Annotated in this window: 21 protein-coding genes and 1 pseudogene; 7 read left to right on the top strand and 15 right to left on the bottom strand. The window is 70.5% G+C overall.

The window, feature by feature from the left end; translation table 11 throughout:
- Window positions 1-42: 42 nt before the first annotated feature.
- Both Q8A52_RS08475 and Q8A52_RS08470 read left to right on the top strand, forming a co-directional pair.
- Window positions 43-594 carry a VanZ family protein gene (locus Q8A52_RS08475; RefSeq protein ID WP_316747702.1) on the top strand — a complete coding sequence of 184 codons (552 nt, stop codon included), beginning with the start codon at window positions 43-45 and terminating at the stop codon, window positions 592-594.
- Between the two features lie 284 nt (window positions 595-878).
- On the top strand, window positions 879-1,079 hold the full coding sequence (locus tag Q8A52_RS08470; RefSeq protein ID WP_316747700.1) for a PspC domain-containing protein: 201 nt from the start codon (window positions 879-881) through the stop codon (window positions 1,077-1,079).
- 76 nt (window positions 1,080-1,155) lie between these two features.
- On the opposite strand, the gene Q8A52_RS08465 is transcribed toward Q8A52_RS08470, so the two are convergent.
- Window positions 1,156-1,509, bottom strand: a complete 354-nt coding sequence (locus Q8A52_RS08465) for an ATP-binding protein (RefSeq protein ID WP_316747698.1) — start codon at window positions 1,507-1,509, stop codon at window positions 1,156-1,158.
- A 150-nt stretch (window positions 1,510-1,659) separates the two neighbouring features.
- Window positions 1,660-2,823, bottom strand: coding sequence for an adenosine deaminase (locus Q8A52_RS08460; protein WP_316747696.1), 1,164 nt, complete (start codon window positions 2,821-2,823; stop codon window positions 1,660-1,662).
- A 113-nt stretch (window positions 2,824-2,936) separates the two neighbouring features.
- On the opposite strand from Q8A52_RS08460, the gene Q8A52_RS08455 reads away from it, so the two are divergent.
- A complete protein-coding gene (locus Q8A52_RS08455; RefSeq protein ID WP_316747695.1) occupies window positions 2,937-3,701 on the top strand; it encodes an alpha/beta hydrolase in 765 nt (254 codons plus the stop codon).
- Between the two features lie 3 nt (window positions 3,702-3,704).
- On the opposite strand, the gene Q8A52_RS08450 is transcribed toward Q8A52_RS08455, so the two are convergent.
- The gene (locus Q8A52_RS08450; protein WP_316747693.1) at window positions 3,705-4,664 is read right to left on the bottom strand and encodes a LysR family transcriptional regulator; all 960 of its coding nucleotides are present in this window, start codon (window positions 4,662-4,664) and stop codon (window positions 3,705-3,707) included.
- Window positions 4,665-4,727: 63 nt separating this feature from the next.
- On the opposite strand from Q8A52_RS08450, the gene Q8A52_RS08445 reads away from it, so the two are divergent.
- Both Q8A52_RS08445 and Q8A52_RS08440 read left to right on the top strand, forming a co-directional pair.
- Window positions 4,728-6,005 (top strand): MFS transporter, encoded by a 1,278-nt coding sequence (locus Q8A52_RS08445; protein ID WP_316747691.1) that lies wholly within the window; start codon window positions 4,728-4,730, stop codon window positions 6,003-6,005.
- 295 nt (window positions 6,006-6,300) lie between these two features.
- The gene (locus Q8A52_RS08440; RefSeq protein WP_316747690.1) at window positions 6,301-7,314 is read left to right on the top strand and encodes a sigma-70 family RNA polymerase sigma factor; all 1,014 of its coding nucleotides are present in this window, start codon (window positions 6,301-6,303) and stop codon (window positions 7,312-7,314) included.
- On the opposite strand, the gene Q8A52_RS08435 is transcribed toward Q8A52_RS08440, so the two are convergent.
- From Q8A52_RS08435 to Q8A52_RS08405, 7 genes are all read right to left on the bottom strand, one after another.
- Entirely contained in the window at window positions 7,198-7,584 is a 387-nt protein-coding gene (locus tag Q8A52_RS08435; RefSeq protein ID WP_316747687.1) for an STAS domain-containing protein, read from the bottom strand. The two genes, Q8A52_RS08440 and Q8A52_RS08435, sit on opposite strands and share 117 nt — an antisense overlap.
- A gap of 152 nt (window positions 7,585-7,736) precedes the next feature.
- Complete coding sequence (locus Q8A52_RS08430; protein ID WP_316747685.1) at window positions 7,737-9,020, bottom strand: thymidine phosphorylase; 1,284 nt, start codon at window positions 9,018-9,020, stop codon at window positions 7,737-7,739.
- Between the two features lie 75 nt (window positions 9,021-9,095).
- Window positions 9,096-9,497: a cytidine deaminase gene (locus tag Q8A52_RS08425; RefSeq protein ID WP_316747683.1), complete on the bottom strand. Its 402-nt coding sequence runs from the start codon at window positions 9,495-9,497 to the stop codon at window positions 9,096-9,098.
- Window positions 9,494-10,756 (bottom strand): ABC transporter permease, encoded by a 1,263-nt coding sequence (locus Q8A52_RS08420; protein WP_316747680.1) that lies wholly within the window; start codon window positions 10,754-10,756, stop codon window positions 9,494-9,496. Before Q8A52_RS08420 ends, Q8A52_RS08425 begins: the two co-directional genes overlap by 4 nt.
- Window positions 10,756-11,874, bottom strand: coding sequence for an ABC transporter permease (locus tag Q8A52_RS08415; protein ID WP_316747678.1), 1,119 nt, complete (start codon window positions 11,872-11,874; stop codon window positions 10,756-10,758). The genes Q8A52_RS08420 and Q8A52_RS08415 overlap by 1 nt, the downstream gene beginning before the upstream one ends.
- Window positions 11,871-13,583 (bottom strand): ABC transporter ATP-binding protein, encoded by a 1,713-nt coding sequence (locus tag Q8A52_RS08410; RefSeq protein WP_316748725.1) that lies wholly within the window; start codon window positions 13,581-13,583, stop codon window positions 11,871-11,873. The genes Q8A52_RS08415 and Q8A52_RS08410 overlap by 4 nt, the downstream gene beginning before the upstream one ends.
- Window positions 13,584-13,833: 250 nt before the next feature.
- Window positions 13,834-14,883, bottom strand: a complete 1,050-nt coding sequence (locus Q8A52_RS08405) for a BMP family lipoprotein (protein WP_316747676.1) — start codon at window positions 14,881-14,883, stop codon at window positions 13,834-13,836.
- Window positions 14,884-15,148: 265 nt separating this feature from the next.
- On the opposite strand from Q8A52_RS08405, the pseudogene Q8A52_RS08400 reads away from it, so the two are divergent.
- A pseudogene (locus Q8A52_RS08400) lies at window positions 15,149-15,458 on the top strand (isocitrate/isopropylmalate family dehydrogenase); the annotation flags it as partial.
- 171 nt (window positions 15,459-15,629) lie between these two features.
- Here Q8A52_RS08400 and Q8A52_RS08395 read toward each other — a convergent pair.
- The gene (locus Q8A52_RS08395; RefSeq protein WP_316747674.1) at window positions 15,630-16,655 is read right to left on the bottom strand and encodes a BMP family lipoprotein; all 1,026 of its coding nucleotides are present in this window, start codon (window positions 16,653-16,655) and stop codon (window positions 15,630-15,632) included.
- Between the two features lie 274 nt (window positions 16,656-16,929).
- Entirely contained in the window at window positions 16,930-18,156 is a 1,227-nt protein-coding gene (locus Q8A52_RS08390; protein ID WP_316747672.1) for an amidohydrolase, read from the bottom strand.
- 317 nt (window positions 18,157-18,473) lie between these two features.
- Here Q8A52_RS08390 and Q8A52_RS08385 point away from each other — a divergent pair, with 317 nt between their 5' ends.
- On the top strand, window positions 18,474-19,160 hold the full coding sequence (locus tag Q8A52_RS08385) for a class I SAM-dependent DNA methyltransferase (protein ID WP_316747671.1): 687 nt from the start codon (window positions 18,474-18,476) through the stop codon (window positions 19,158-19,160).
- A 61-nt stretch (window positions 19,161-19,221) separates the two neighbouring features.
- Here the strand turns inward: Q8A52_RS08385 and Q8A52_RS08380 are convergent, their stop codons facing one another.
- The 3 genes from Q8A52_RS08380 to Q8A52_RS08370 are packed head-to-tail and all read right to left on the bottom strand — an operon-like array spanning window position 19,222 to window position 22,682.
- Window positions 19,222-20,376, bottom strand: coding sequence for a hypothetical protein (locus Q8A52_RS08380; RefSeq protein WP_316747670.1), 1,155 nt, complete (start codon window positions 20,374-20,376; stop codon window positions 19,222-19,224).
- A gap of 57 nt (window positions 20,377-20,433) precedes the next feature.
- Window positions 20,434-21,369, bottom strand: a complete 936-nt coding sequence (locus Q8A52_RS08375; RefSeq protein WP_316747669.1) for an N-acetylneuraminate synthase family protein — start codon at window positions 21,367-21,369, stop codon at window positions 20,434-20,436.
- A 14-nt stretch (window positions 21,370-21,383) separates the two neighbouring features.
- Window positions 21,384-22,682 carry an N-acylneuraminate cytidylyltransferase gene (locus Q8A52_RS08370; RefSeq protein WP_316747668.1) on the bottom strand — a complete coding sequence of 433 codons (1,299 nt, stop codon included), beginning with the start codon at window positions 22,680-22,682 and terminating at the stop codon, window positions 21,384-21,386.
- Between the last annotated feature and the right edge of the window lie 13 nt (window positions 22,683-22,695).

Here is a 22,695-nt window from a genome sequence, read left to right as displayed (position 1 = left end):
GGATCCGGAACCGATCGTGCACACGGGCGCGTCTTGGGGGGCGTGCAGCGTCAAGGCTCCATCGGCGGCAGTGCCGCGATCCGCATCCGTACGACGGGAGGTGTCCTCCTCGTCGCACACCTCGCATTCGTCGCCTGGCTCATGTTGCGGCCGCTGGACGTCCCCTGGGTGATGCCCGCCAATCTGCGCCCGCTCGCCGGCATCCGGGCCGACCTGGCGCTGGGCTGGCCGGAGGCGGCCAGACGGATCGGCGAGGGCCTGGGGCTGCTGGCGCCGCTGGGCGTGCTGCTGCCGATGGCCCACGGCAGGCTCACCGTCTCCCCGCTCGCCTCCCTGATCCGTACGGCGGCCGCGGGCGCCCTGATCTCCCTGGGCATCGCCCTGCTGCAGACCGGCGTGCCGGGCCGGGTCGTGGACGTCGACTCGCTCCTGCTGAACACGGCGGGCGTGGCACTGGCCCACCTCGCCGTCGTCCCGGCGGGCCGCTCCTGGCTCCGCCGCAGGGACAAGCGGACGAGCCACACGGCAGCCCCCCAGGAGGAGGCACCTCAGGGTCGCACCCCGACGATTCCCAGGGTCGGCATCGCACCCTAGAGCGACGCCGATTCCGCTCGGGCTCCGTAACGTTGCAGACAGATGGGCAGCCAACCGGCCCACACCGACCAACAGCCAGGGCCCACCAACGCCCCCTTTCCCAACGCGCCGGCCGCGAGGGAACCGAAGGGGTGCGCCGGTGTCGAGAGGGCGTGGGCGTCCCCCCTGCTCGAACGAAGTTGAGAGCTTGGGGGAGCGCGGAGGCCCGAAGGGCCGAGCACGACCGGGCTCTCGACACCGGCACAAGGCGCCCGCAGGCGACCGAGCCATCAAAGGAGCGCGACATGTCTGCACTCGCCCGCCCCACCCAAGGCCGCATGATCGGCGGAGTCTGCGCCGCGCTGGCACGGCGCTTCGGTACCTCCGCGACGACGATGCGGGTGATCTTCCTGGTGTCCTGCCTGCTGCCGGGCCCGCAGTTCCTGCTCTACATAGCGCTGTGGATCCTGTTCCCGTCGGAGGAGAAGGCACGGACGGCCTGGTGAGCCCCCTTCTGCCCCGCACACGCCGTTGGGGCGCCCCGGAGCTCCGGGGCGCCCCAACGGCGTGTGGGGATTCGGGTCAGCCGAGCGGGATCCCGTTCACCGGCAGGCCGTGCGTGGGCAGTCCCTGCAGCGGCAGACCGCCGAGGAGACCCTTGACCGGCGCGGTGGGGCCCTGGGCGAGCACCTTCTCGGCGGCCGGCTGGGCGGCGGCCAGGCCCGTGCCGACCACGGCCTGCCCCTGGGTGAGCGCCTCACCGGCACCGGGCAGTGCCTTGCCGACGTTCTCGGCCGGCAGCGTCTTGGTGACGCCGTCCAGGGCCTGGGTGGCGTCCGGGACGGCCGGGGCCGCGTTGGCCGCGCCGGCGCCTACGGCAGCGAAGGCGGCACCGAGGGCGGCGACACCGAGGGTCTTGGCAGCAGACTGCTTCATGGTGAATGCGTCCTTGAATGCGATGACGGGGAATCAATAACGTTCTGAGCGGTCCACGACCGTAAACAGGCCGGGCCGCCCGCCGCAAACACCGAAATGCGGACGGATTGTGAAGCCCGTCCGCATTCCGTGCACCCCGTCCGCCTTCGATCAGCCCTCGGAATCGACAGAACCGCTGGTGGAAGCGGTCTGCCGGAACAGCCATTCGGATTTCAGCTCGGCATATCCGGGCTTGATGACGTCATTGATCATGGCCAGCCGTTCATCGAAAGGAATGAACGCTGATTTCATCGCATTGACGGAGAACCACTGCATGTCGTCGAGCGTGTAACCGAATGCTTCGACGAGGTGCTCGAATTCCCGGCTCATGCTGGTGTGGGACATCAGACGGTTGTCCGTGTTCACGGTGGCCCGGAAGTGCAGCCGGCGCAGCAGCCCGATCGGGTGTTCGGCGTACGAGGCCGCGGCCCCGGTCTGCAGGTTGGAGCTCGGGCACATCTCCAGCGGGATGCGCTTGTCCCGTACGTACGAGGCGAGCCGCCCGAGCTTCACCGAGCCGTCCTCGTGGACCTGGATGTCGTCGATGATGCGCACCCCGTGCCCCAGCCGGTCGGCGCCGCACCACTGGAGGGCCTGCCAGATGGACGGCAGTCCGAAGGCCTCACCGGCGTGGATGGTGAAGTGGTTGTTCTCGCGCTTGAGGTACTCGAACGCGTCGAGGTGCCGGGTGGGCGGGTAGCCGGCCTCGGCTCCCGCGATGTCGAAGCCGACGACGCCCAGGTCGCGGTAGCGGTTGGCGAGTTCCGCGATCTCCAGGGCGCGGGCCGCGTGCCGCATGGCGGTGAGCAGGGCGCCGACCCGGATGCGGTGGCCGCTCTCCCGGGCGAGCCGCTCGCCCTGCCGGAAGCCCTCGTTGACGGCCTCGACGACCTCTTCGAGGCCGAGCCCGCCCTCCAGGTGCTGTTCGGGCGCGTAGCGCACCTCGGCGTAGACGACCCCGTCCTCGGCGAGGTCCTCGGCGCACTCGCGGGCGACCCGGATCAGCGCGTCGCGGGTCTGCATCACACCGACGGTGTGCGAGAAGGTCTCCAGGTACCGCTCCAGGGAGCCGGAGTCGGCCGCGTCTCGGAACCAGACGCCGAGCTTGTCGGGATCGGTCTCGGGGAGCTGGGAGTAGCCCGTTTCCCGGGCCAGTTCGACGATGGTCCCGGGACGGAGACCGCCGTCGAGATGATCGTGCAGCACAACCTTGGGCGCCCGGCGGATCTGGTCCGGCGTCGGGATGGTCCCAGTCTGGGCAGTCTGGCTCGTCATTTCCGCACTCTAACGCCTACGCGCGTAGACGGCTCGGTGTACGAATTCGTCGATACGTAACGGTGACCCCACGGACGGGTCGCGTACACCCGTGCTTCTGACACTGTTCTGTCATGGCACAGCAATCGGCGCCGGTGCGAACGGCCAGGCTGGGAAAGGCAGTCGGCCAGGAGCCGACGGCGGTCAGCGGGGTGGTGCTGCTGCTCCCCGGCGGTGAGGAGGTCTCGGCCAGAAGGCCGTCCTCCGTATGGGCGACGGCCTCCGTCCGCTCCCTGGGCAGGACACTCGCGCGCGCGGGGCGCGGCGAGGGGCTGGCCACCCATGTCGTCCACTACCGCTATCGCGGCTGGAACGGCAGCGAGGCGCACCTGGCGGCGGACGCGGCCTGGGCCGTGGACGAGGTCCTGCGGCGTTACGGCGACGTCCCCGTGTGCCTGGTGGGCGTGGGGATGGGCGGCCGGGCGGCGCTGCGCGCGAGCGGGCACGAGGCGGTGAACTCCGTGGTGGCGATCGCCCCCTGGCTGCCGGAGGACGATGTCGCGGCCGCGCCGGAGCCGGTGAAGCAGCTCGTGGGACGCCGGGTGCTGATCGTGCACGGCACCAATGACGAGCGGACCGATCCCGAGCTGTCCTTCCGGCTGGCGGCGCGGGCGAAGAAGGCGAACCGGGAGGTGTGCCGGTTCGAGGTGCATGCGGACGGACACGCGTTGCACCAGTACCGCGACGAGGTCCACGCGCTCGCCTCGGACTTCGTGATGGGTGCGCTGTTCGGGCATCCGCTCTCCCGCCCGGTGGAGGACGCGCTGGCCGCTCCGCCGCCCCTGGGGCTGCGGATGCCGCTGGCGGTGGGGTTCGGGCGTTCGCTGCACCGGGCGTGACGTTCAGGCGAGCAGATTCCCCCGCTTCGATAGCAGGAACTTCTTGAACGCGGCGACCGGCGGTGTATCCGGATGGCCGTCGAGCCATGCCACGCCGATCTCCCGTACCGCCCGCGGCGCCGTGACCGTGAGCTCCACGACCCCCGGGCGGGGGAAGGGCGGCGGGGGCAGCAGGGCGACGCCGAGCCCTGCCGCGACCAGACCGCGCAGGGTCTCCGCCTCCTCGCCCTCGAAGGCGACCTTCGGCTTGAAGCCGGCCTCCCGGCACAGGTCGTCGGTGATGCGGCGCAGACCGTAGCCGGGCTCCAGGGTGACGAAGGTTTCGTCGGCGGCCTCGGCGAGGCGGATGCGTCTGCGGCCGGACAGGGGGTGGTCGGCGGGGACGACCAGACGGAGCTTCTGCTCGTCGAGGCGGCGGGCCACCAGGTCGGGGGCGTCCGGGACCGGGGAGGTCAGACAGAGGTCGAGTTCGCCCGCCCGCAGGCCTTCGAGCATCGCCTCGCCGTAGTTCTGGACGAGGCTGAAACGGACGCGCGGATGGTCGGCGCGGAAGGCGTGGAGAAGGCCGGGGACCGTCTCGGCGCCCATGGTGTGCAGAAAGCCGAAGGCGACCTTGCCGGTGGCCGGGTCCGCGTCGGCGCGCACCTCGTCGGCCGCGCGCTCGATCTCCGCGAGGGCGCGTTCGACGGAGGTGAGGAAGGTGCGGCCGGCCGGGGTGAGGGAGACCGTGCGGCCGCGGCGGGCGAACAGGTCGACGCCGAGGTCGCGCTCCAGGCGGACCATGGCCCGGGACAGGGTCGACTGCGGGACCTGGGTCTCCTGCGCGGCCCGGGTGACGTGCTCGGTGCGGGCGACCGCGGCGAAGTAGGCGAGGCGCGGGGCGAGCAGCCGCGCCATGTCGGCCGTGTCTTCTGTGTCACTGGACGGTGACAGGCGGGGCTGTGACCTCTGCTGATGCACCATGGGAACGATTATGACGAGTCCATGCATTGGACGGATGAGTCGGGGCGTACGTAGCTTCGAGGCATGTCTCCCGCCAGTACCGGGGCGTCCACCGCCGTGGGCGCCGTCCCGTCCGTCTCCGCTCCCGACTCCCGTATGGCCCCGGGCGGCCCCGGCTACCGCCGGATGAGCCTCGCCCTCTTCCTCGCCGGTGTCGCGACCTTCGCGCTCCTCTACTCCACGCAGGCGCTGCTGCCGCTGATCTCCGGCGAGTTCGGGGTGGCGGCGAGCGAGGCGAGCTGGACGGTGGCCGCCGCGACGGGCGGTCTGGCGCTGTTCGTCCTGCCGATGAGCGCGCTGTCGGAGCGCTTCGGCCGCCGTACGGTCATGACGGCCTCGCTGGCGGTCGCGGTGTCCGTCGGCCTGCTGGTCCCCTTCGCGCCCTCGATCGGCGCGCTGGTGGTGCTGCGGGCGGTCCAGGGCGCGGCGCTGGCCGGGCTGCCGGCGTCGGCGACGGCGTACCTGGCCGAGGAGGTCCGGCCGAATGCCCTGATCACGGCGATCGGGCTGTTCGTCGCGGGCAACAGCGTCGGCGGGATGAGCGGCCGGGTCATCACCGGCTGGGTGGCGCAGGAGTGGGGCTGGCGGGTGGCCGTCTCGGTGATCGGCGCGATCGCGGTCGGCTGCGCGGTGGCCTTCCGTCTGCTGCTGCCGGCTCCGCGGCACTTCAAGGCGGGCTCGCTGCGCCCGCGCGTCCTCGCCCGCACGGTCCGCGACCATCTGTCCGACCCGCTGCTGCGTCGGCTGTATGCGATCGGCGCGCTGTTCATGACGGTGTTCGGCGGTGTGTACACGGTGATCGGCTACCGCCTGACGGAGGAGCCGTTCGGGCTGCCGCAGGGCATCGTCGGCTCTGTCTTCCTGGTGTATCTGGTCGGCACGGTCTCGGCGTCGACGGCGGGGCGACTGGTCGGCCGCCTGGGCCGCCGGGGCGCGCTCTATCTGGCCGCCGGCACGACGGCCACGGGACTGCTGCTGTCCCTGGCCGACTCGCTCCCGCTGGTCCTGCTGGGCCTGGTCCTGATCACGGCGGGCTTCTTCGCGGGCCACGCGGTGGCGTCCTCGGCGGTCAGCAGGACGGCCACCCGCGGCCGCGCCCAGGCCGCCGCCCTCTACCAGTCCGCGTACTACATCGGCTCCAGCACCGGCAGCACGGTGGGCGCGATCGCCTTCCACGCGAGCGGCTGGGCGGGGACGGTCGGCGTCGGTGTCCTTGCGGTGCTCGGCGTCGTGACGATCACGGTGCTCGGCTCACGGGCGGCGCGGGTTGCGGCGCGCAGGGAAGTCGTCGCCGCGCACTGAACCGTCCGCTCCGCGTTCCGGCTGACGGTGATGGCCGCGCAACAGGACATCACCGTCGTCGTGGCCGAACCGGCCTGCACCCCGAAGTGGGGCGCGCCCAGCACTGGTCAGCCCCTCACCACCCCGCCCCACTGGATCACTCACCACGACGCTGCGGCCGGTGGCGATCGGACGACGCGCCCTCGGGCACCTGCTTCCTTCGCTCCGGGGGCCATTGTCAGTGGGCTGCGGTAGCTTCCGAAGTGCTGGGAGCGCAAAGGCGCGTCACAGGAACGGCCACAGGGGTGGGTGGACGATGGGCAACGGCACGGCGACGACGGACCTCGACGTCGCACTGGAGAAGCACCGCACCGAGCTGACCGGCTACTGCTACCGCATGCTCGGCTCCGCCTTCGAGGCCGAGGACGCGGTGCAGGACACCCTGGTCCGGGCCTGGCGGAGCTACGACAAGTTCGAGGGCCGCTCCAGCCTCCGCTCCTGGCTGTACCGGATCGCGACGAACGTCTGCCTGGACATGCTGACGGCGGGCAACAAGCGCGCGCGGCCGGTGGATCTGTCGGACTCGACGCCCCTGGCCCAGGCCGCCCTCTCCCCCCGTCCGGACAACACCTGGCTGGAGCCGGTGCCGGACGCGCGTGTGCTGCCCACGGTCGGCGACCCGGCGGAGGCCGCCGTCGCCAAGGAGTCGATCCGGCTCGCCTTCATGGCGGCCCTGCAGCACCTTCCGCCCAAGCAGCGGGCGGTGCTGATCCTGCGCGAGGTGCTGGCCTGGAGGGCGAGCGAGGTCGCCGAGCTGCTGGGCACCACGGTGGCCTCGGTCAACAGCGCGCTGCAGCGGGCGCGGGCGACGCTCGCGGAGCGGGAGGACAAGGGTGCCGGGGCGGCGGTGTCCGACCCGCTGGACGAGGAGCAGCAGAAGCTCCTGGAGCGCTATGTGAAGGCGTTCGAGGGGTACGACATGACGGCGCTGACGGCGCTGCTGCACGAGGACGCCGTCATGACGATGCCGCCGTTCGACCTGTGGCTGACCGGCCACGACGACATCACGGGCTTCATGACGACCCTGGGCTCCGCCTGCGTCGGCTCCCGCCTGCTGCCGGTCGAGGTCAACGGCCTGCCCGGCTTCGCCCAGTACAAGCCGGACCCGGAGGCAGGGGGATTCACCCCCTGGTCCATCCAGGTCCTGGAAATATCAGACGGCCGACTGACCGGGTTCCACTTCTTCCTCGACACGAAGCGGTGGTTCCCGCTGTTCGGCCTGCCCCTCCACCTCGAAGCGGAGACCGACGAGATCGAGGAGGGCGTGTAGCGCCGGGTCGGGATCCCGAAGCCGTATCCGCCCCCCGGCCCGCCGCGCGGCCAGCTCCAGCCGGGCGAGCAGATCGACGGCCCCGAGCCCGGGTGGCCCGAGCCCGCCCACATCACATACGACGACACCGCCTCCGGTGACCTCCAGCAGTGCCCGCACGTCGTCACAGAGCCCGCTCACCTCGTCCTGTGCGACGGGTCCGGGCAGCTCGAGTACGGCGGGTGTCTTGGCGTCCACGTGCTGTAGACCGGGCGGGCGGGGCTGACTCATCGGCCGCCGTGGTTACTTGGCTGGGAACTCGCCGGTGTCCAAGGTGAGACCGAAGGGCTCGGGCAGGTCGACGGCGGCGCCGAACCCGGACGCGTGGAACGGGACCGGCGAGGGTCCGCCGGTCCCGTTCACCCGAAACGGAAATCCCCTGTTCAGGCGATTCGTTCCAGCACCACCGGGGTCGCCGAGAACTCCGTGCCGGGCGCCGCGATGTCGTACGAGCCCGCCACCGCCTGCAGGGCGTAGTCGAAGCGCTCGGGGGTGTCGGTGTGCAGGGTCAGGAGGGACTGGCCCTCCGTCACCGTGTCGCCGGGCTTGGCGTGCATCTCGACGCCCGCGCCCGCCTGCACCGGGTCCTCCTTGCGGGCGCGGCCCGCGCCCAGGCGCCAGGCGGCGATGCCGATGTCGTAGGCGTCGAGGCGGGTGAGAACGCCCGAGGACGGGGCCTTGACCACGTGCTGTTCCTTCGACGTGGGCAGCGTGGCGTCGGGGTCGCCGCCCTGGGCCGCGATCATGCGGCGCCAGACGTCCATCGCCGAGCCGTCGGCCAGGGCCTTCGCCGGGTCCGCGTCCTTCACGCCGGCGGCGTCGAGCATCTCGCGGGCGAGCGCGATCGTCAGCTCGACCACGTCCGCCGGGCCGCCGCCCGCCAGGACCTCGACCGACTCGCGGACCTCCAGGGCGTTGCCCGCCGTGAGGCCGAGCGGGGTGGACATGTCCGTGAGGAGCGCGACCGTCTTCACGCCGTGGTCGGTGCCCAGGCCGACCATCGTGGACGCCAGTTCGCGGGCATCATCGAGCGTCCGCATGAAGGCGCCCGTGCCGACCTTCACGTCCAGGACCAGCGAGCCGGTGCCCTCGGCGATCTTCTTCGACATGATCGAGGAGGCGATCAGCGGGATCGCCTCGACCGTGCCGGTGACGTCCCGCAGGGCGTACAGCTTCTTGTCGGCGGGCGCGAGGCCATCGCCGGCCGCGCAGATGACCGCGCCCGTGGTGTCGAGGACGTGCAGCATCTCCTCGTTGGAGAGCAGGGCCCGCCAGCCCGGGATCGACTCCAGCTTGTCCAGCGTGCCGCCGGTGTGGCCGAGGCCCCGGCCCGACAGCTGCGGGACCGCCGCGCCACAGGCGGCCACGAGGGGGGCCAGCGGGAGCGTGATCTTGTCGCCGACGCCGCCCGTGGAGTGCTTGTCCGCGGTCGGACGGGACAGGGACGAGAAGTCCATGCGCTCGCCGGAGGCGATCATGGCCGCCGTCCAGCGGGCGATCTCACGGCGGTTCATGCCGTTGAGCAGGATGGCCATCGCGAGCGACGACATCTGCTCGTCGGCGACCTCGCCGCGCGTGTACGCGTCGATGACCCAGTCGATCTGCTCGTCGCTGAGCTCACCGCGGTCCCGCTTGGTGCGGATGACGGAGATGGCGTCCATGGCCATGGCGTGCGTTCCTTCCGGGAGGTGCGAAACACGCGGCCCCTCCGATCGGATCTGCTCGGAGGGGCCGCGGTGGAGTTACTTGCTGAGATGGTCCGGGCCGAAGGCCTGCGGGAGCATCGCGGAGAGCGGCAGGACGCCCTCCGGGGTGTCCACCAGCAGGTCGGCCCCGCCGAACTCGTAGAGCAGCTGGCGGCAGCGGCCGCACGGGACGAGCAGCACACCCGTACCGTCCACGCAGGTGAAGTGCGTCAGGCGGCCGCCGCCCGTGCGCATGAGCTGGGACACCAGCCCGCACTCGGCGCACAGGCCGATGCCGTACGAGGCGTTCTCGACGTTGCAGCCGGTGACGATGCGCCCGTCGTCGACCAGGGCCGCGACGCCGACCGGGAAGCCGGAGTACGGGGCGTACGCGTGGGACATGGCCTCGCGGGCCTCCCCACGCAGCGCCTCCCAGTCGAAGTCGGCGGCCGTGGTCACTTGCCCTGCCCCTTCCGGTACGGCAGGCCGTCCGCCTTCGGCATCCGCAGGCTCTGCGCGGAAAGCGAGAGCACGAGCAGGGTGACGATGTACGGGGTCGCCGTGACGAGCTGACGCGGCACCTCGTTCGTGGTGGCGTACCAGACGAACATCAGCGCCGAGATCACGACGGTGATGACGGCTGGGACGAACCTCTTCTTCCAGGCCAGGTACGCCGCGCCGAACACCAGCAGGATCGCGAGCAGCAGGATCAGTGCGTGCACGTTCACCGTACCGCCGCGCAGGTTGAGGCTGTCGGTGTAGCCGAACAGCCCCGCGCCCAGGGCGAGGCCGCCCGGCATCCAGTTACCGAAGATCATCGCGGCGAGACCGATGTAGCCGCGGCCGGCCGTCTGGCCGTCCAGGTACACGTTCGAGGCCACGATGGACAGGAACGCACCGCCGAGGCCGGCGAAGGCGCCCGAGATGATCACGGCGATGTACTTGTACTTGTAGACGTTGACGCCGAGGGACTCGGCCGCCACCGGGTTCTCGCCGCAGGAGCGCAGCCGCAGACCGAAGGCGGTGCGCCAGAGCACCCACCAGGTGACCGGGACGAGGGCGACCGCGATGACGGTGAGCGGCGACAGGTCGGTGACCAGACCGCCGACCAGGCCGGCGATGTCCGAGATCACGAACCAGTGCTTCTCGTTGAGCGTGTTCAGCCAGTCGGACAGGCCCGGGATGTCGAAGGAGCCCAGCGAGTCGATCGGCGGGGACTGCTTGGAGGAGCCCTGCGGGGCGTTCTCGAAGGTGAACTTCGACAGATAGCGGGTGGTGCCGAGGGCCAGGATGTTCAGGGCCACACCGGAGACGATGTGGTTGACGTTGAAGGTCACCGTGGCGATGGCGTGCAGGACGGCACCGAGGGCACCGCCGACGATACCGAGGACGACACCGGCCCACGGGCCCCACTGGTAGCCGGCCCAGGCGCCGAACCAGGTGCCGAGGATCATCATGCCCTCGAGGCCGATGTTGACGACGCCCGAGCGCTCCGACCACAGGCCGCCGAGACCGGCGAGGCCGATCGGCACGGCGAGGCGCAGCGCGGTGGACATCTGGCCGGTCGAGGTGATGCCGTCGGCGCCGGTGATGAGACGGACGGCGGAGGTCAGGACCAGCACACCCGCGATGATCAGCAGGAGTACCGGGAGCGAGATACGGCGGCTTCCCGGGGCGGGCTGCTTCGCCTGCGGCTTGGCGATGGTCGCGGTGCTCATCAGGCCGCCACCTCCTTCTTGGTGTTCTGGGCGGCGGCGGCCAGCTCGGCGCCGACCCGGCTCTGCTGACGGCGCAGACCCCACTGGCGGACGAACTCGTACGAGATGACGACCGCGAAGACGATCAGGCCCTGCATGATCGTGGCGATCTCCTTCGGGTACGCCTCCGGAGTCGCGTAGTCGAGGGCGGGCGAGGCCTTGTCGAGGAAGGCCCACAGGAGGGCGGCGAACGCGATGCCGCCCGGGTTGTTGCGGCCTAGCAGGGCGATGCCGATGGCGGTGAAGCCGAGGCCCGTCGGGAAGCTCAGGCTGTAGGTGTGGCTCTCGCCGAGCAGCAGCGGCAGACCGGCCAGGCCCGCGACCGCGCCGGAGATCAGCATGGAGACCAGCACCATGCGCTTGGCGCTGACGCCGGAGGCCGCGGCGGCGGTCTCGGAGGCGCCGGTGGCGCGCAGGTCGAAGCCGAAGCGGGTGCGGTTGAGGACCAGCCAGTACAGGACGCCCAGCAGGACCGCGAGGAAGACCAGGCCGTAGATCTCACCGACGTCGGAGCCCAGATTGATGCCGGGGACCCAGCCGGACTTGTGCATGATGCCGGTCGTCGCGTTGTTGCCGACCTGCACGCCCCACACGCTGGTGAGGGTGACGTAGCCGATCACACTGGTGGCGATCGCGTTCAGCATGATCGTCGCGACGACCTCGCTGACACCCCGGGTGACCTTCAGGACGCCCGCGATGCCGGCCCAGAAGGCGCCGGTGCACATGGCGACCAGCAGAAGCACCGGGACCTGCAGGAAGCCCGGCAGGGCGAGGTGCGCGCCGACGATGGCGGTCATCACCGCGGCGAGGCGGTACTGGCCGTCGACGCCGATGTTGAACAGGTTCATCCGGAAGCCGAGGGCGACACCGATGGCTGCGATGTAGTACAGCGACGCCTGGTTGATGATCAGAACCTGGACGTCCGAGTACGGCAGCTGCTCCAGCATCAGCGTGTACGGCTCGACCGGGTTCTTGCCCGAGGCGATCAGGACGACCGAGGTCAGCACGATCGCCAGGACGAGCGCGATGACCGGGCCGGCCACCGCGAGGAGCATCCGCTCCTTGTCGAACTTCTTCATCGGGCCTCGTCCTCCGGACCGGCGTCTGCCTCGTCTTCTGTGGCGGTGTCTACGTGTTCCAGGTGACCGGACGCGGCACCCGTCATGGCCGAGCCCAGCTCCTCCGGCGTGATGGTGGCGGGGTCGGCATCCGCGACCAGCCTGCCGTCGTAGATCACGCGCAGGGTGTCCGACAGGCCGATCAGCTCGTCCAGGTCGGCGGAGATCAGCAGCACGGCCAGGCCCTCGCGGCGGGCCTCCCGGATGCGGTCCCAGATCTGCGCCTGGGCGCCGACGTCCACACCGCGGGTGGGGTGGGCGGCGATCAGGAACTTGGGGTCGTGGCTCATCTCGCGGCCGACGATCAGCTTCTGCTGGTTGCCGCCGGAGAGGGAGGCCGCGGTGACGTCGATGCCGGGGGTACGGACGTCGAACTCCTCGACGATCCGGCGGGTGTCGGCCTGGGCGCCCTTGGGGTCCAGCCAGAAGCCCTTGGCGTTGGGCCGCTCGGTGACGTGGCCGAGGATGCGGTTCTCCCACAGCGGGGCCTCGAGGAGCAGGCCCTGGCGGTGGCGGTCCTCGGGGATGTAGCCGACGCCCGACTCACGGCGCTTGCGGGTGGGCCAGGGGGTGATGTCCTCGCCGAGGAAGTGGATGGAGCCGGAGTCGGCGTGCTTCAGGCCGATCAGCGCGTCGATGAGCTCGGTCTGGCCGTTGCCCTCGACACCGGCGATGCCCATGACCTCACCGGCGTGGATGGTGAAGGTGACGTCGTCGAGGACGCGCTTGGCCTGGCCGGGGGTGGTGGCCTCGGTGAGGACGTCGGCGCCCGCCGATGCGCCGGCCGAGCCGGCCGTAGCGGTCTCGGGCTGCGCGCCGGCCTCCCCGAGGGAGGCGCCGCCGCGGGCGTACACGGTGAGTCCCCTGACCTCGATGACGGCCCGGTCGGTCACCGTCGACTCGGCGGTCTCCGGCGTGGGCAGCTCGCTGCCGACCATCATCTCGGCGAGCTGGCGCGAGGTGGTCTCGGAGGGGATCGCCGTGCCGACCGTCGTACCGCGGCGGATGACGGTGATGTCGTCGGCCACGGAGAGCACCTCGCCCAGCTTGTGCGAGATGAAGATGACGGAGAGGCCCTCGGCCTTGAGCTCGCGCAGGTTGTCGAAGAGCGCGTCGACCTCCTGCGGGACGAGCACGGCGGTCGGCTCGTCGAGGATCAGGGTCGTGGCACCGCGGTAGAGGACCTTGAGGATCTCGACGCGCTGGCGGTCGGCGACGCCGAGGTCCTCGACGAGGACGTCGGGGCGGACACCGAGGCCGTAGCGGTCGGAGATCTCCTTGATCTTCTTGCGGGCGCCGCCGCCGATGCCGTACAGCTTCTCGCTGCCCAGCACGACGTTCTCCAGGACGGTCAGGTTGTCGGCCAGCATGAAGTGCTGGTGGACCATGCCGATGCCACGGACGATGGCGTCGGCGGGCGACGAGAAGGTGACCTGCTCGCCGGCGACCGCGATGGTGCCCTCGTCCGGCTTCTGCATGCCGTAGAGGATCTTCATCAGGGTCGACTTGCCGGCGCCGTTCTCGCCGACGAGGGCGTGGACGGTGCCCTTTCGGACAGTCAGGTGGATGTCGTGGTTGGCAACGACACCCGGGAATCGCTTGGTGATCCCCGCCAGCTCGACCGCGACTGTCGACTCTGCGGTGAGCGGAGGGCTGCTGGACGCGTCGATGGCGCACTCTCCTCGGGAAAGGGGCCGCTCTACGCGCGTAGCGCCCCTGCTTTAAATAGTGCCCGGACCTGACCGATCTCGTTTCGTACCCGACTCGATCCGTTCCGAGCATTCTGCCGCGCGAACGGGGCGCGGGCGGCCTTGGCGGGTGACGCCAGAACCGATCCTTCCCGTGCCCCGTTCCGTGGCCGTAACGCTGCCATTACAGCGCTCTTTTGGCCATGCCTACGACAGGCCTACGACACTCCCGTCAGGAGGTCTTCACCACGATGGTGCCGTTCTTGATGCCCGCTTCGGCCTTCTTGATCGCGGCCTGGATGCCCGCGTTGTTCTTGAAGGCCGGGTTGGACTCGGCGATGCCCACGCCGCCCGACTTGAGGTCGCCACGGACCTCGCCCGACAGGGGCTTCTTGTCGACGACGGACTTGGTGAGGTCGTACACCGCACCCTCGACGTTCTTGAGGGCCGAGGTCAGGATGTAGTTCTTGTACTTCGCCAGCGCGTCCTGCTTGTACTGGTCGGAGTCCACGCCGATGGCCCAGATCTTGTGCTCGGCGGCGGCCTTGATGACACCCTGGCCGGACAGGCCCGCGGCGGCGTAGATCACGTCGGCGCCCGAGTCGATCTGGCCCTTGGCGGCGTTCTCACCCTTGTCGGGGCTGGAGAAGCCACCCTCCTGCGGCGTCTGGGTCAGGTACTGCTTCTCGATCTTGATCTTCGGGTTGACCGACTGCGCACCCTGGATGAAGCCCGCCTCGAACTTGTGGATCAGCGGGATGTCCACGCCACCGATGAAGCCGATGTGGTTCTTCTTGGTGGCCTTGGCGGCCGCGACACCGGCCAGGTAGGAGGACTGCTCCTCGTGGAACACCATGTCGGCGACGTTCTTCGACGTGATGCTGTTGTCGTCGATGATGCCGAAGGTGATCTTCGGATACTTGGCCGCGACCTCCTTGACGGCCGGCGCGTACACGTAGCCGACACCGACGATCGGGTTGTAGCCCGACTTGGCCAGCTGCTCCAGGCGCTGCACCTTGTCCGCGTCGGTCTCGTTGTCGCTGGGCTCGACGTCCCGGCCGCCGATCTTGAACTCCGTCTGCGCCTTCTCGAAACCGGCGTAGGCGGCGTCGTTGAAGGACTGGTCGCCCTTGCCGCCGATGTCGTAGGCCAGACCGATGCCCTTGCTCTTGGCGCCTTCGGCGGAAGAGGAGCTGGTCGAGCTGCTGCCACAAGCGGACATGGTGACGGCGAGGGCCGCGGTTGCGGCGCCTGCGATCGCGATACGGGACACCCGGCGCATGGAACGTGACTCCTTTGTGCAAGCGCCCATACCAGGCGCTGGTTCCGCCGCAGCGTAACGCGCGTAGACCAGCGAGAGAACCCCACCTTGCCAGAGTGTTATCCGACCGTTTTGAACTTTCCGGCCAACTTCGCCGGTGTCACGTACCCGCGCTGTCCGGCGGTCAAGATCCCTTCCAGGCATGATCTTTTCGACGGCATCGAGGCATCTCTCCCATGGTGCTCCTCGTACGGAGAGGGCATCGCCCGGAGAGGACATCGCCGCTCTCGCAGGTGCCGCGGGCGCCGACCTCGCCGCGGCCGTCTCCGGCGGCGTCGCAGGCTCCGGCAACATCGGCCCGGGCGGCGAGTTCCCGTCCATGTTCGAGCCGGTTCACGGCTCGGCCCCGGACAACGCCGGCCAGGGCAACGCCGACCCTCCGCCACGGTCCCCTCCGTCGGCCACCTGCTGCGCCGCCTCGGCCACGAAACCGAGACCGCCCGCATCGAGGACGCCGTCCGGGGGTCATGAGACTCAACAAGCCTGCGGCGGCCACGGCGGGCATCGGCGGCGTCCCGTCGGCCACCGTGGCGGGCGTGGCGACGCCCGTAGGGGCCTCCGCTAACCGCGCGGTCCGGGCAGCACGTTCAGCGTCTACGGCAAGTGGGGCAGCACCCGCTGTCCGGCGCGCTCACGGACGTCATGAGGAAGCCCCGGGCCGTACGGCCCGGGGCTTCCTCATCAGCGGTCGGAGACCGGCGTCACGCTCACTGCGTCTTGACGGTGACCTTGCCGTCGACGATGTCCTGCTTCGCCTTGTCCACGGCGGCGACGACGTCCTTCATCGCCTGGTACTTCGGGTTGGAGTCGGCGAAGCCCACGCCGCCCGACTTGAGGTCGCCACGGACCTCGCCCGACAGGGGCTTGCCGTTGACGACGGACTTGACCAGGTCGTACACCGCACCGCCGACGTTCTTGAGGGCGGAGCCGAGGATGTAGTCCTTGTACTTGGCCAGCGCGTCCTGCTTGTACTGGTCGGAGTCCACGCCGATGGCCCAGATCTTGTGCTCGGCGGCGGCCTTGATGACACCCTGGCCGGACAGACCGGCGGCGGCGTAGATCACGTCGGCGCCCGAGTCGATCTGGCCGTTCGCGGCGTTCTCGCCCTTGTCGGGGCTGGAGAAGCCACCCTCCTGCGGCGTCTGGGTCAGGTACTGCTTCTCGATCTTGATCTTCGGGTTGACCGACTGCGCACCCTGGATGAAGCCCGCCTCGAACTTGTGGATCAGCGGGATGTCCACGCCACCGATGAAGCCGATGTGGTTCTTCTTGGTGGCCTTGGCGGCCGCGACGCCCGCGAGGTAGGAGGACTGCTCCTCGTGGAACACCATGTCGGCGACGTTCTTCGACGTGTTGCTGTTGTCGTCGATGATGCCGAAGGTGATCTTCGGGTACTTGGCCGCGACCTCCTTGACGGCCGGCGCGTAGACGAAGCCGACACCGATGATCGGGTTGTAGCCCGACTTGGCCAGCTGCTCCAGGCGCTGCACCTTGTCCGCGTCGGTCTCGTTGTCGCTGGGCTCGACGTCCCGGCCGCCGACCTTGAACTCGGTCTCGGCCTTCTGGAAGCCCGAGTAGGCGGCGTCGTTGAAGGACTGGTCGCCCTTGCCGCCGATGTCGTAGGCGAGACCTATGCCCTTGCCCGAGTACTTGCCGTTCTCGGCCGTGCTCGAGGAATCACTGCTGGACTTGCCGCACCCGGCGGCCGCGAGGGCGACGACCGCGACGGTCACCGCAGCTTGGGAGAACCTGGTCCTCCGAGAGTTCAGACGCACAGCAAGCACCCTTCATCCCCACGGCACCGTCACCGGCCCGCTTCCCCATGTGCCGCCTCTGGTGGCGATTTCGGCGCACAGTAACGCGCGTAGAAGGCGAGGGGAACGGGGTTTCTCCGGGCCGTTATCGATTCGTGCCGACTCCGGGTTACAGCTGGGATCCGGCAGTTACAACAGGGTGACACAAGAGGGCGAAGAGGTACCAATAGGGCACCCCTTCTCTCTCCGGCCCCTACTGTGCGGCGTCGAGCAGGGCGGCGGCCGTGAACAGCTCCACGCCGACCACGATGGCGTACTCGTCGGCGTCGAAGTCGCCCTGGTGCAGGTCACGCACCGCGCGCTCGCCGGGGGTGCGCACACCGAGCCGCGCCAGGGCTCCGGGCACATGCTCCAGATACCAGGAGAAGTCCTCCCCGCCGAGGCTCTGCTCGGTCCCCTCGACCGACTGCGGGCCGCGCCGCGCGACCATCGCGTCCCGCAGCAGTTCGGTCACGACGGGGTCATTGACCACCGGCGGGACACCCCGCACATAGTTGATCTCCGACTTCGCCCGGTGCATGGTCGCGACCTCGTCGATCGCCGCGTGCACGATGTCGGGCGCCTGCCGCCAGGCCTCGAGGTCCAGACAGCGCACGGTGCCCGAGAGCTCCGCGTGCTGCGGGATCACGTTCGGAGCGTGCCCCGACTCGATCCGGCCCCAGGTCACGGCGAGCCCGCTCCTGCTGTCCACGCGCCGGGCCACGAGCGCGGGCACGTCGATGGCGACACGGGCGGCGGCGGTGACCAGGTCGGTGCTCAGATGCGGCCGGGCGGTGTGCCCGCCGGGCCCGTCCAGCGCGACCTCCAGCCGGTCGCAGGCACTGGTGATGGCGCCGTGCCGCAAGCCGACCTTCCCCACGTCCACCCGGGGATCGCAGTGCACGGCGACGATGCGCCGCACCCCGTCCAGCACCCCGCACTCGATGATGTCGGCGGCACCGCCGGGCAGCACCTCCTCGGCGGGCTGGAAGATCAGCCGCACTGGCCGGGGCAGCCGGCCCTGCCGGTGCAGTTCGGCGAGGACGAGCCCGGCCCCCAGCACCACGGTCGTGTGCACGTCGTGTCCGCAGGCGTGGGCCCGGTCGGGCACGGTGGAGCGGTACGGGCAGTCGCTCTTCGTGTCCGGGATGGGCAGACCGTCGATGTCGGCCCGCAGGGCGAAGATGCCTCCGTCGTCGCCGTCCGCCTCCGCCACGCCGATGTCACAGACGAGCCCGGTTCCGACGGCGAAGACGCGGGGCGCGAGCCCGGCCTTCTCCAGCCGCTCCTTGATCGCGGCGGTGGTGCGGAACTCCTGGTTGCCCAGCTCGGGGTGCATGTGCAAGTCGCGCCGGAACGCCACGAGTTCGGCGTACAGCGCTTCGCTCAGCACGCCGGGCAGCACATCACCGGGCAGATCGGCCTCGGACTCTCGGGACATCAATTGGTTCACCCTCTGAAGGGTAGGACGCCCGGACGGTCAACTGACCCTCGATCAACAAAAGTTCAACCCGTTAGGGGAAGAAAATCTGACCACCGGACGCATAGCTATCGACGGAGATGGGTAAACTCGTCCGACTTCAAGCCAAGTCGATCACGAAAATCCGCGGCGCGCGACCCCGGCCGCACCCCGGCACCCTTCCCGTCCCTTTCCTCCACGGATACCACGCCCCGCCCGAGCACGGCTGGAGCTGTCCACCCACCGGACCGGGAGAAGCGCAGGACGGCCCCGCGGCCGCCCCGGTAACGTGCGCCGACGTGACGGAACCGGACTTCATCCAGGCCACCCGCTCCTCCTACGACGCCATCGCCAAGGAGTACTCGGACCGCTACCCGGACCACCTCGCGGACCGACCCGTGGACCGGGCCGTGCTCACCGCCTTCGCCGAGCTGGCCACGACCGCCGCCCCCGCGCCCGTCGCCGACCTCGGCAGCGGCCCGGGCCACGTCACCGCCCGTCTGCACGACCTCGGGGTGCAGACCTTCGGGGTCGACATCTCCCCCCGGATGACCGCCCTGGCCCGCGAGGCGCACCCGCATCTGCGTTTCCACGTGGGCTCGCTGACGTCCCTGGACCTCCCGGACGGGACGCTCGGCGGAATCGCCGCCCTCTACTCGATCATCCATGTACCCGACGAGCACCTGCCGGCGACCTTCGCGGAGTTCCACCGCACCCTCGTCCCCGGCGGCCACGTCCTGCTGGCCTTCCAGTACGGCGACGGCGACGGCCTGCGCCTCACGGAGCGCTTCGGCCACGAGATCAGCCTCGACTACCACTGGCGCACTCCGGACACGGTCGCCGACCTGCTGGCCGAGGCCGGCCTCCACCCGATCGCCCGGACCGTGCGCGAACCGCTGGACGAGGAGAAACTCCCCCGCGGCTTCGTCCTGGCCCGCAAGGCCCCGGCCGACCGGCTCGGACGCCAGGGCCCGCCCCGGGCCTGACCGGGGCCGGACTGGGGCCTGACGGGAGCCGGACCGGGGCCTGACAGGAGCTGGACCGGGGCTAGACCGCGCTCACCGCGGCCAGTCGATGTACGTCCCGGGCCGTCCCCGTCACGCCCGACAGGAACCCCTGGGCCCGGGGCGAGGCGTTCTCCGTCAGCCACGCCGGGTCGATGTCGCACACGGCGACCCGCACGCCCGTACCGACGAGCGCGAGGGGCAGGGTGTGGACGACCGTGGACGGGAAGCTGAGGATCGTCCGCCCGATCGGCCCGCGCCGGGCGATCAGCTCCAGCGGGAGGTCGGGGCGGACGATCTCCAGCCCCGTAACGGCGGCGAGCCGGTGCAGCTTCTCCGCGCTCTCGCGGCGGTGGGCGAAGTACCGCAGGGCCCCGTGGGCCTTGGCCAGGCTCCGCACCGCCTCCAGATAACGGTCCCCGTCCACGACCCCGGTCTCGACCAGGGACGTGCCGACCATGTCCGCGCCCTTGGTGATGCGCGGCGGGCCGAAGCGGGCCCGGGTCCAGCCGAAGTCGTTCGCGGTGACCGTGACCCCCTCGGGGGTCTCCTCCATCGGCATGGAGGAGAAGACCTCCACCCGGCGCTTGCCGCTGGGGGTCAGCCGGCGCCGGGCCGAGGACGACACGGGGGCGAAGAGGAGGTCCCGCGGGCCGGGGCGGCCGCCCTTGCGGTGCCAGCGGACCAGACGCTCGCCACGGGCGAGCTGGGCGACGAACTCCATCGTCGCCGTGCCGTCGTCGACCACCACCAGGTCCTTGGCCCGGGTGATCGTCAGCAGCAGCTGTACATAGCGGGAGAACGGGTCTCCCATCACGATGCGGTCCGCCCGGCGCAGTGCCCCGGCGAGCCCGCCGATCGTGTGGAAGGGCGCGGTCGTACCGCCCCGCGCCTCCTCCCAGCGGACCTGGTAACCCTCGTCCCGGGCCAGATCGGCCATGCGGCGCAGCTGGCCCCGGGTCATGGGGTCGGTCGGGGACAGGACGACGACGGTGAGCTCCGCGCCCGCCGACGTCGGCCTGCCGTCGGCGGACCGCCTCACCTGGGACGGCACGGACGGCAGCGACCCCGCGCCGGACTCTCCCTCCCCTCGCAGGGCGTGGACGTGCGCCCACTCCAGCACGTTCAGCAGCTGAACGGGGCTCTCCACGAAAGCGAGAGTATGGGGGGTGCCGGTGTTCCCGGCGCGGGGGCTCATCGACGTACGACCGTCCCGTCGTAAGGCGTTGTATGGCGTTGTCGGTGTTCGGGTTGCTCAGACCGCGACCGGCTCGCCCGCCGCGGCCGCGATCTCCGCCTCGGCGACGACGCCGGCGACACGGCGCAGCTTCTTCATCGGGCCGAGCTCGGAGTCGTAGACCTTCTTGACGCCGTCACCGAGGGAGGCCTCGATGGTGCGGATGTCGCGGACGAGGCGCGTGAGGCCCTGCGGCTCCACGGAGGCGGCCTGGTCGGAGCCCCACATGGCGCGGTCAAGGGTGATGTGGCGCTCGACGAAGGTGGCGCCGAGGGCGACGGCGGCCAGCGTGGTCTGCAGGCCGGTCTCGTGGCCGGAGTAGCCGATCGGCACGTTCGGGTACTCCTTCTCCAGCGTGTTGATCACGCGGAGGTTGAGCTCCTCGGCCTTCGCCGGGTAGGTGGAGGTGGCGTGGCAGAGCAGGATGTTTTCGCTGCCCAGGACCTCGACCGCGTGGCGGATCTGCTTCGGGGTCGACATGCCGGTGGAGAGGATGACCGTGCGGCCGGTGGCGCGCAGGGCGCGCAGCAGCTCGTCGTCGGTCAGGGAGGCGGAGGCCACCTTGTGCGCCGGGACGTCGAACTTCTCCAGGAAGGCGACCGCCTCGGTGTCCCACGGGGACGCGAACCAGTCGATGCCCTTCTCCTTGCAGTACTCGTCGATCTGACGGTACTCGTCCTCACCGAACTCCACGCGGTGGCGGTAGTCGATGTAGGTCATCCGGCCCCAGGGGGTGTCGCGCTCGATGTCCCACTGGTCGCGCGGGGTGCAGATCTCCGGGGTGCGCTTCTGGAACTTGACGGCGTCGCAGCCGGCCTCGGCGGCCACGTCGATCAGCTTGAAGGCGTTCTCCAGCTCACCGTTGTGGTTGATGCCGATCTCACCGCAGACGTAGACGGGGTGGCCGGGGCCGGCGGTGCGGGAACCGAACTGGCGGATGCGGGAGTTGCTCATGACAGGGGGTGTCCTTACTTGGTGAGGGAATCGAGAGAGGGGCCGAGGATCCAGCTGGCGATCTCTCGGATGGCGCCGTCGCCACCGGGGACGGTGGTGACCGCGCGTGCGGCGCCGCGCACGACGTCGTGGGCGCTCGCGACCGCCACGGGCCAGCCCACGAGGGCGAAGCACGGGAGGTCATTGACGTCGTTGCCGACGTAGAGCACGCGCTCGGGCGCGATGCCCTGCTCCTCGCACCACTGCTTGAGTGCGAGGTCCTTCCGGTCGATGCCGTGGAGCACCGGGATCTGCAGCTTCCGGGCCCGGGCGGCGACGACCGGGTTCTGTTCCGTGGACAGGATCAGCATCTTCAGGCCGCTCTTGCGCAGCGCCGCGATGCCGAGTCCGTCCCCGCGGTGCACGGAGACGAACTCCCGTCCGTCGGAGTCGATCAGCACCCTGTCGTCGGTCTGGGTGCCGTCGAAGTCGAGTACGACCGCGTCGATGTCGTCGGCGGTCGGCAGCGAACCGGGGAGGTCCGCGTCGAAGAGGGGGGCCAGGGCCCGGGCCCGCGCGAGGTCGTGCGGGTCGTCGATCTCCAGCACCCGGGCCGGGTCCGTGCGGACCAGCTCCGTGCGGCCGAAGAAGCGGTGATTGTGCTCACGGAAGCCCTGGGCCTCCATGGCGTAGGCGGCGCCGGTCTCCAGCAGGTCCTGGGGGCGGTCCTGGCGGCGCGGGCGGAAGGACTTGTCGTGGTTGACCCCGTAGCCGCCGTCGGTGGCCGTGGAGTTGGCGACCTTGGTGGCGCCGCCCAGCTCGTCGGCGCGGTCGGGCTCGACGACCTTGGGGTCGTCGCCCGCGTCCCGCCAGATGAAGCCGTGGAAGGGCGCCACGGTGACCGCGGTGTCCGCACCGTTCTCGACGACGGCCGCCGCGACCCCGTCCACGTCCTCGCGGATCAGGAAGGGGCTGGTGCACTGGACGAGGAGGACCACGTCCACCGGCGAGCCGTGCAGCGCCTCGTGGGCGTCCATGGCGTGCAGCACGGCGGCCTCGGAGGTGGCGGTGTCGCCGGCGATGGCGGCGGGGCGCAGCACGACCTCGGCACCGGCCTGGCGGGCCGCGGCGGCGATGGCCTGGTCGTCGGTGGAGACGACGACATCCGTCACCAGGCGGGAGGCCCGGCACTCGCGCACGGCGCGGGCGACCAGCGGGACGCCGCCGACGGGGGCGAGGTTCTTCGCGGGCACGCCCTTGGAGCCGCCACGCGCGGGGATCACCGCGAGGACCCGGCATACGTCTGCGCCGTGCCCCGCTTCGGGGTTGGACATGTGCTCTTCTCCT

The organism is Streptomyces herbicida, assembly GCF_032656585.1.
GTDB lineage: Bacteria > Actinomycetota > Actinomycetes > Streptomycetales > Streptomycetaceae > Streptomyces > Streptomyces herbicida.
This window is presented reverse-complemented; position numbering and strand designations above follow the sequence as displayed.

What these genes read in the sequence shown, in the direction of transcription:
- Q8A52_RS08470 (WP_316747700.1), top strand. Translation starts at nt 879, where the DNA reads ATGTCTGCACTCGCCCGCCCCACCCAAGGCCGCATGATCGGCGGAGTC.
- Q8A52_RS08465 (WP_316747698.1), bottom strand. Translation starts at nt 1,509, where the DNA reads ATGAAGCAGTCTGCTGCCAAGACCCTCGGTGTCGCCGCCCTCGGTGCC.
- Q8A52_RS08460 (WP_316747696.1), bottom strand. Translation starts at nt 2,823, where the DNA reads ATGACGAGCCAGACTGCCCAGACTGGGACCATCCCGACGCCGGACCAG.
- Q8A52_RS08455 (WP_316747695.1), top strand. Translation starts at nt 2,937, where the DNA reads ATGGCACAGCAATCGGCGCCGGTGCGAACGGCCAGGCTGGGAAAGGCA.
- Q8A52_RS08450 (WP_316747693.1), bottom strand. Translation starts at nt 4,664, where the DNA reads ATGGTGCATCAGCAGAGGTCACAGCCCCGCCTGTCACCGTCCAGTGAC.
- Q8A52_RS08445 (WP_316747691.1), top strand. Translation starts at nt 4,728, where the DNA reads ATGTCTCCCGCCAGTACCGGGGCGTCCACCGCCGTGGGCGCCGTCCCG.
- Q8A52_RS08440 (WP_316747690.1), top strand. Translation starts at nt 6,301, where the DNA reads ATGGGCAACGGCACGGCGACGACGGACCTCGACGTCGCACTGGAGAAG.
- Q8A52_RS08435 (WP_316747687.1), bottom strand. Translation starts at nt 7,584, where the DNA reads ATGAGTCAGCCCCGCCCGCCCGGTCTACAGCACGTGGACGCCAAGACA.
- Q8A52_RS08430 (WP_316747685.1), bottom strand. Translation starts at nt 9,020, where the DNA reads ATGGCCATGGACGCCATCTCCGTCATCCGCACCAAGCGGGACCGCGGT.
- Q8A52_RS08420 (WP_316747680.1), bottom strand. Translation starts at nt 10,756, where the DNA reads ATGAGCACCGCGACCATCGCCAAGCCGCAGGCGAAGCAGCCCGCCCCG.
- Q8A52_RS08415 (WP_316747678.1), bottom strand. Translation starts at nt 11,874, where the DNA reads ATGAAGAAGTTCGACAAGGAGCGGATGCTCCTCGCGGTGGCCGGCCCG.
- Q8A52_RS08405 (WP_316747676.1), bottom strand. Translation starts at nt 14,883, where the DNA reads ATGCGCCGGGTGTCCCGTATCGCGATCGCAGGCGCCGCAACCGCGGCC.
- Q8A52_RS08390 (WP_316747672.1), bottom strand. Translation starts at nt 18,156, where the DNA reads ATGTCCCGAGAGTCCGAGGCCGATCTGCCCGGTGATGTGCTGCCCGGC.
- Q8A52_RS08380 (WP_316747670.1), bottom strand. Translation starts at nt 20,376, where the DNA reads ATGAGCCCCCGCGCCGGGAACACCGGCACCCCCCATACTCTCGCTTTC.
- Q8A52_RS08375 (WP_316747669.1), bottom strand. Translation starts at nt 21,369, where the DNA reads ATGAGCAACTCCCGCATCCGCCAGTTCGGTTCCCGCACCGCCGGCCCC.
- Q8A52_RS08370 (WP_316747668.1), bottom strand. Translation starts at nt 22,682, where the DNA reads ATGTCCAACCCCGAAGCGGGGCACGGCGCAGACGTATGCCGGGTCCTC.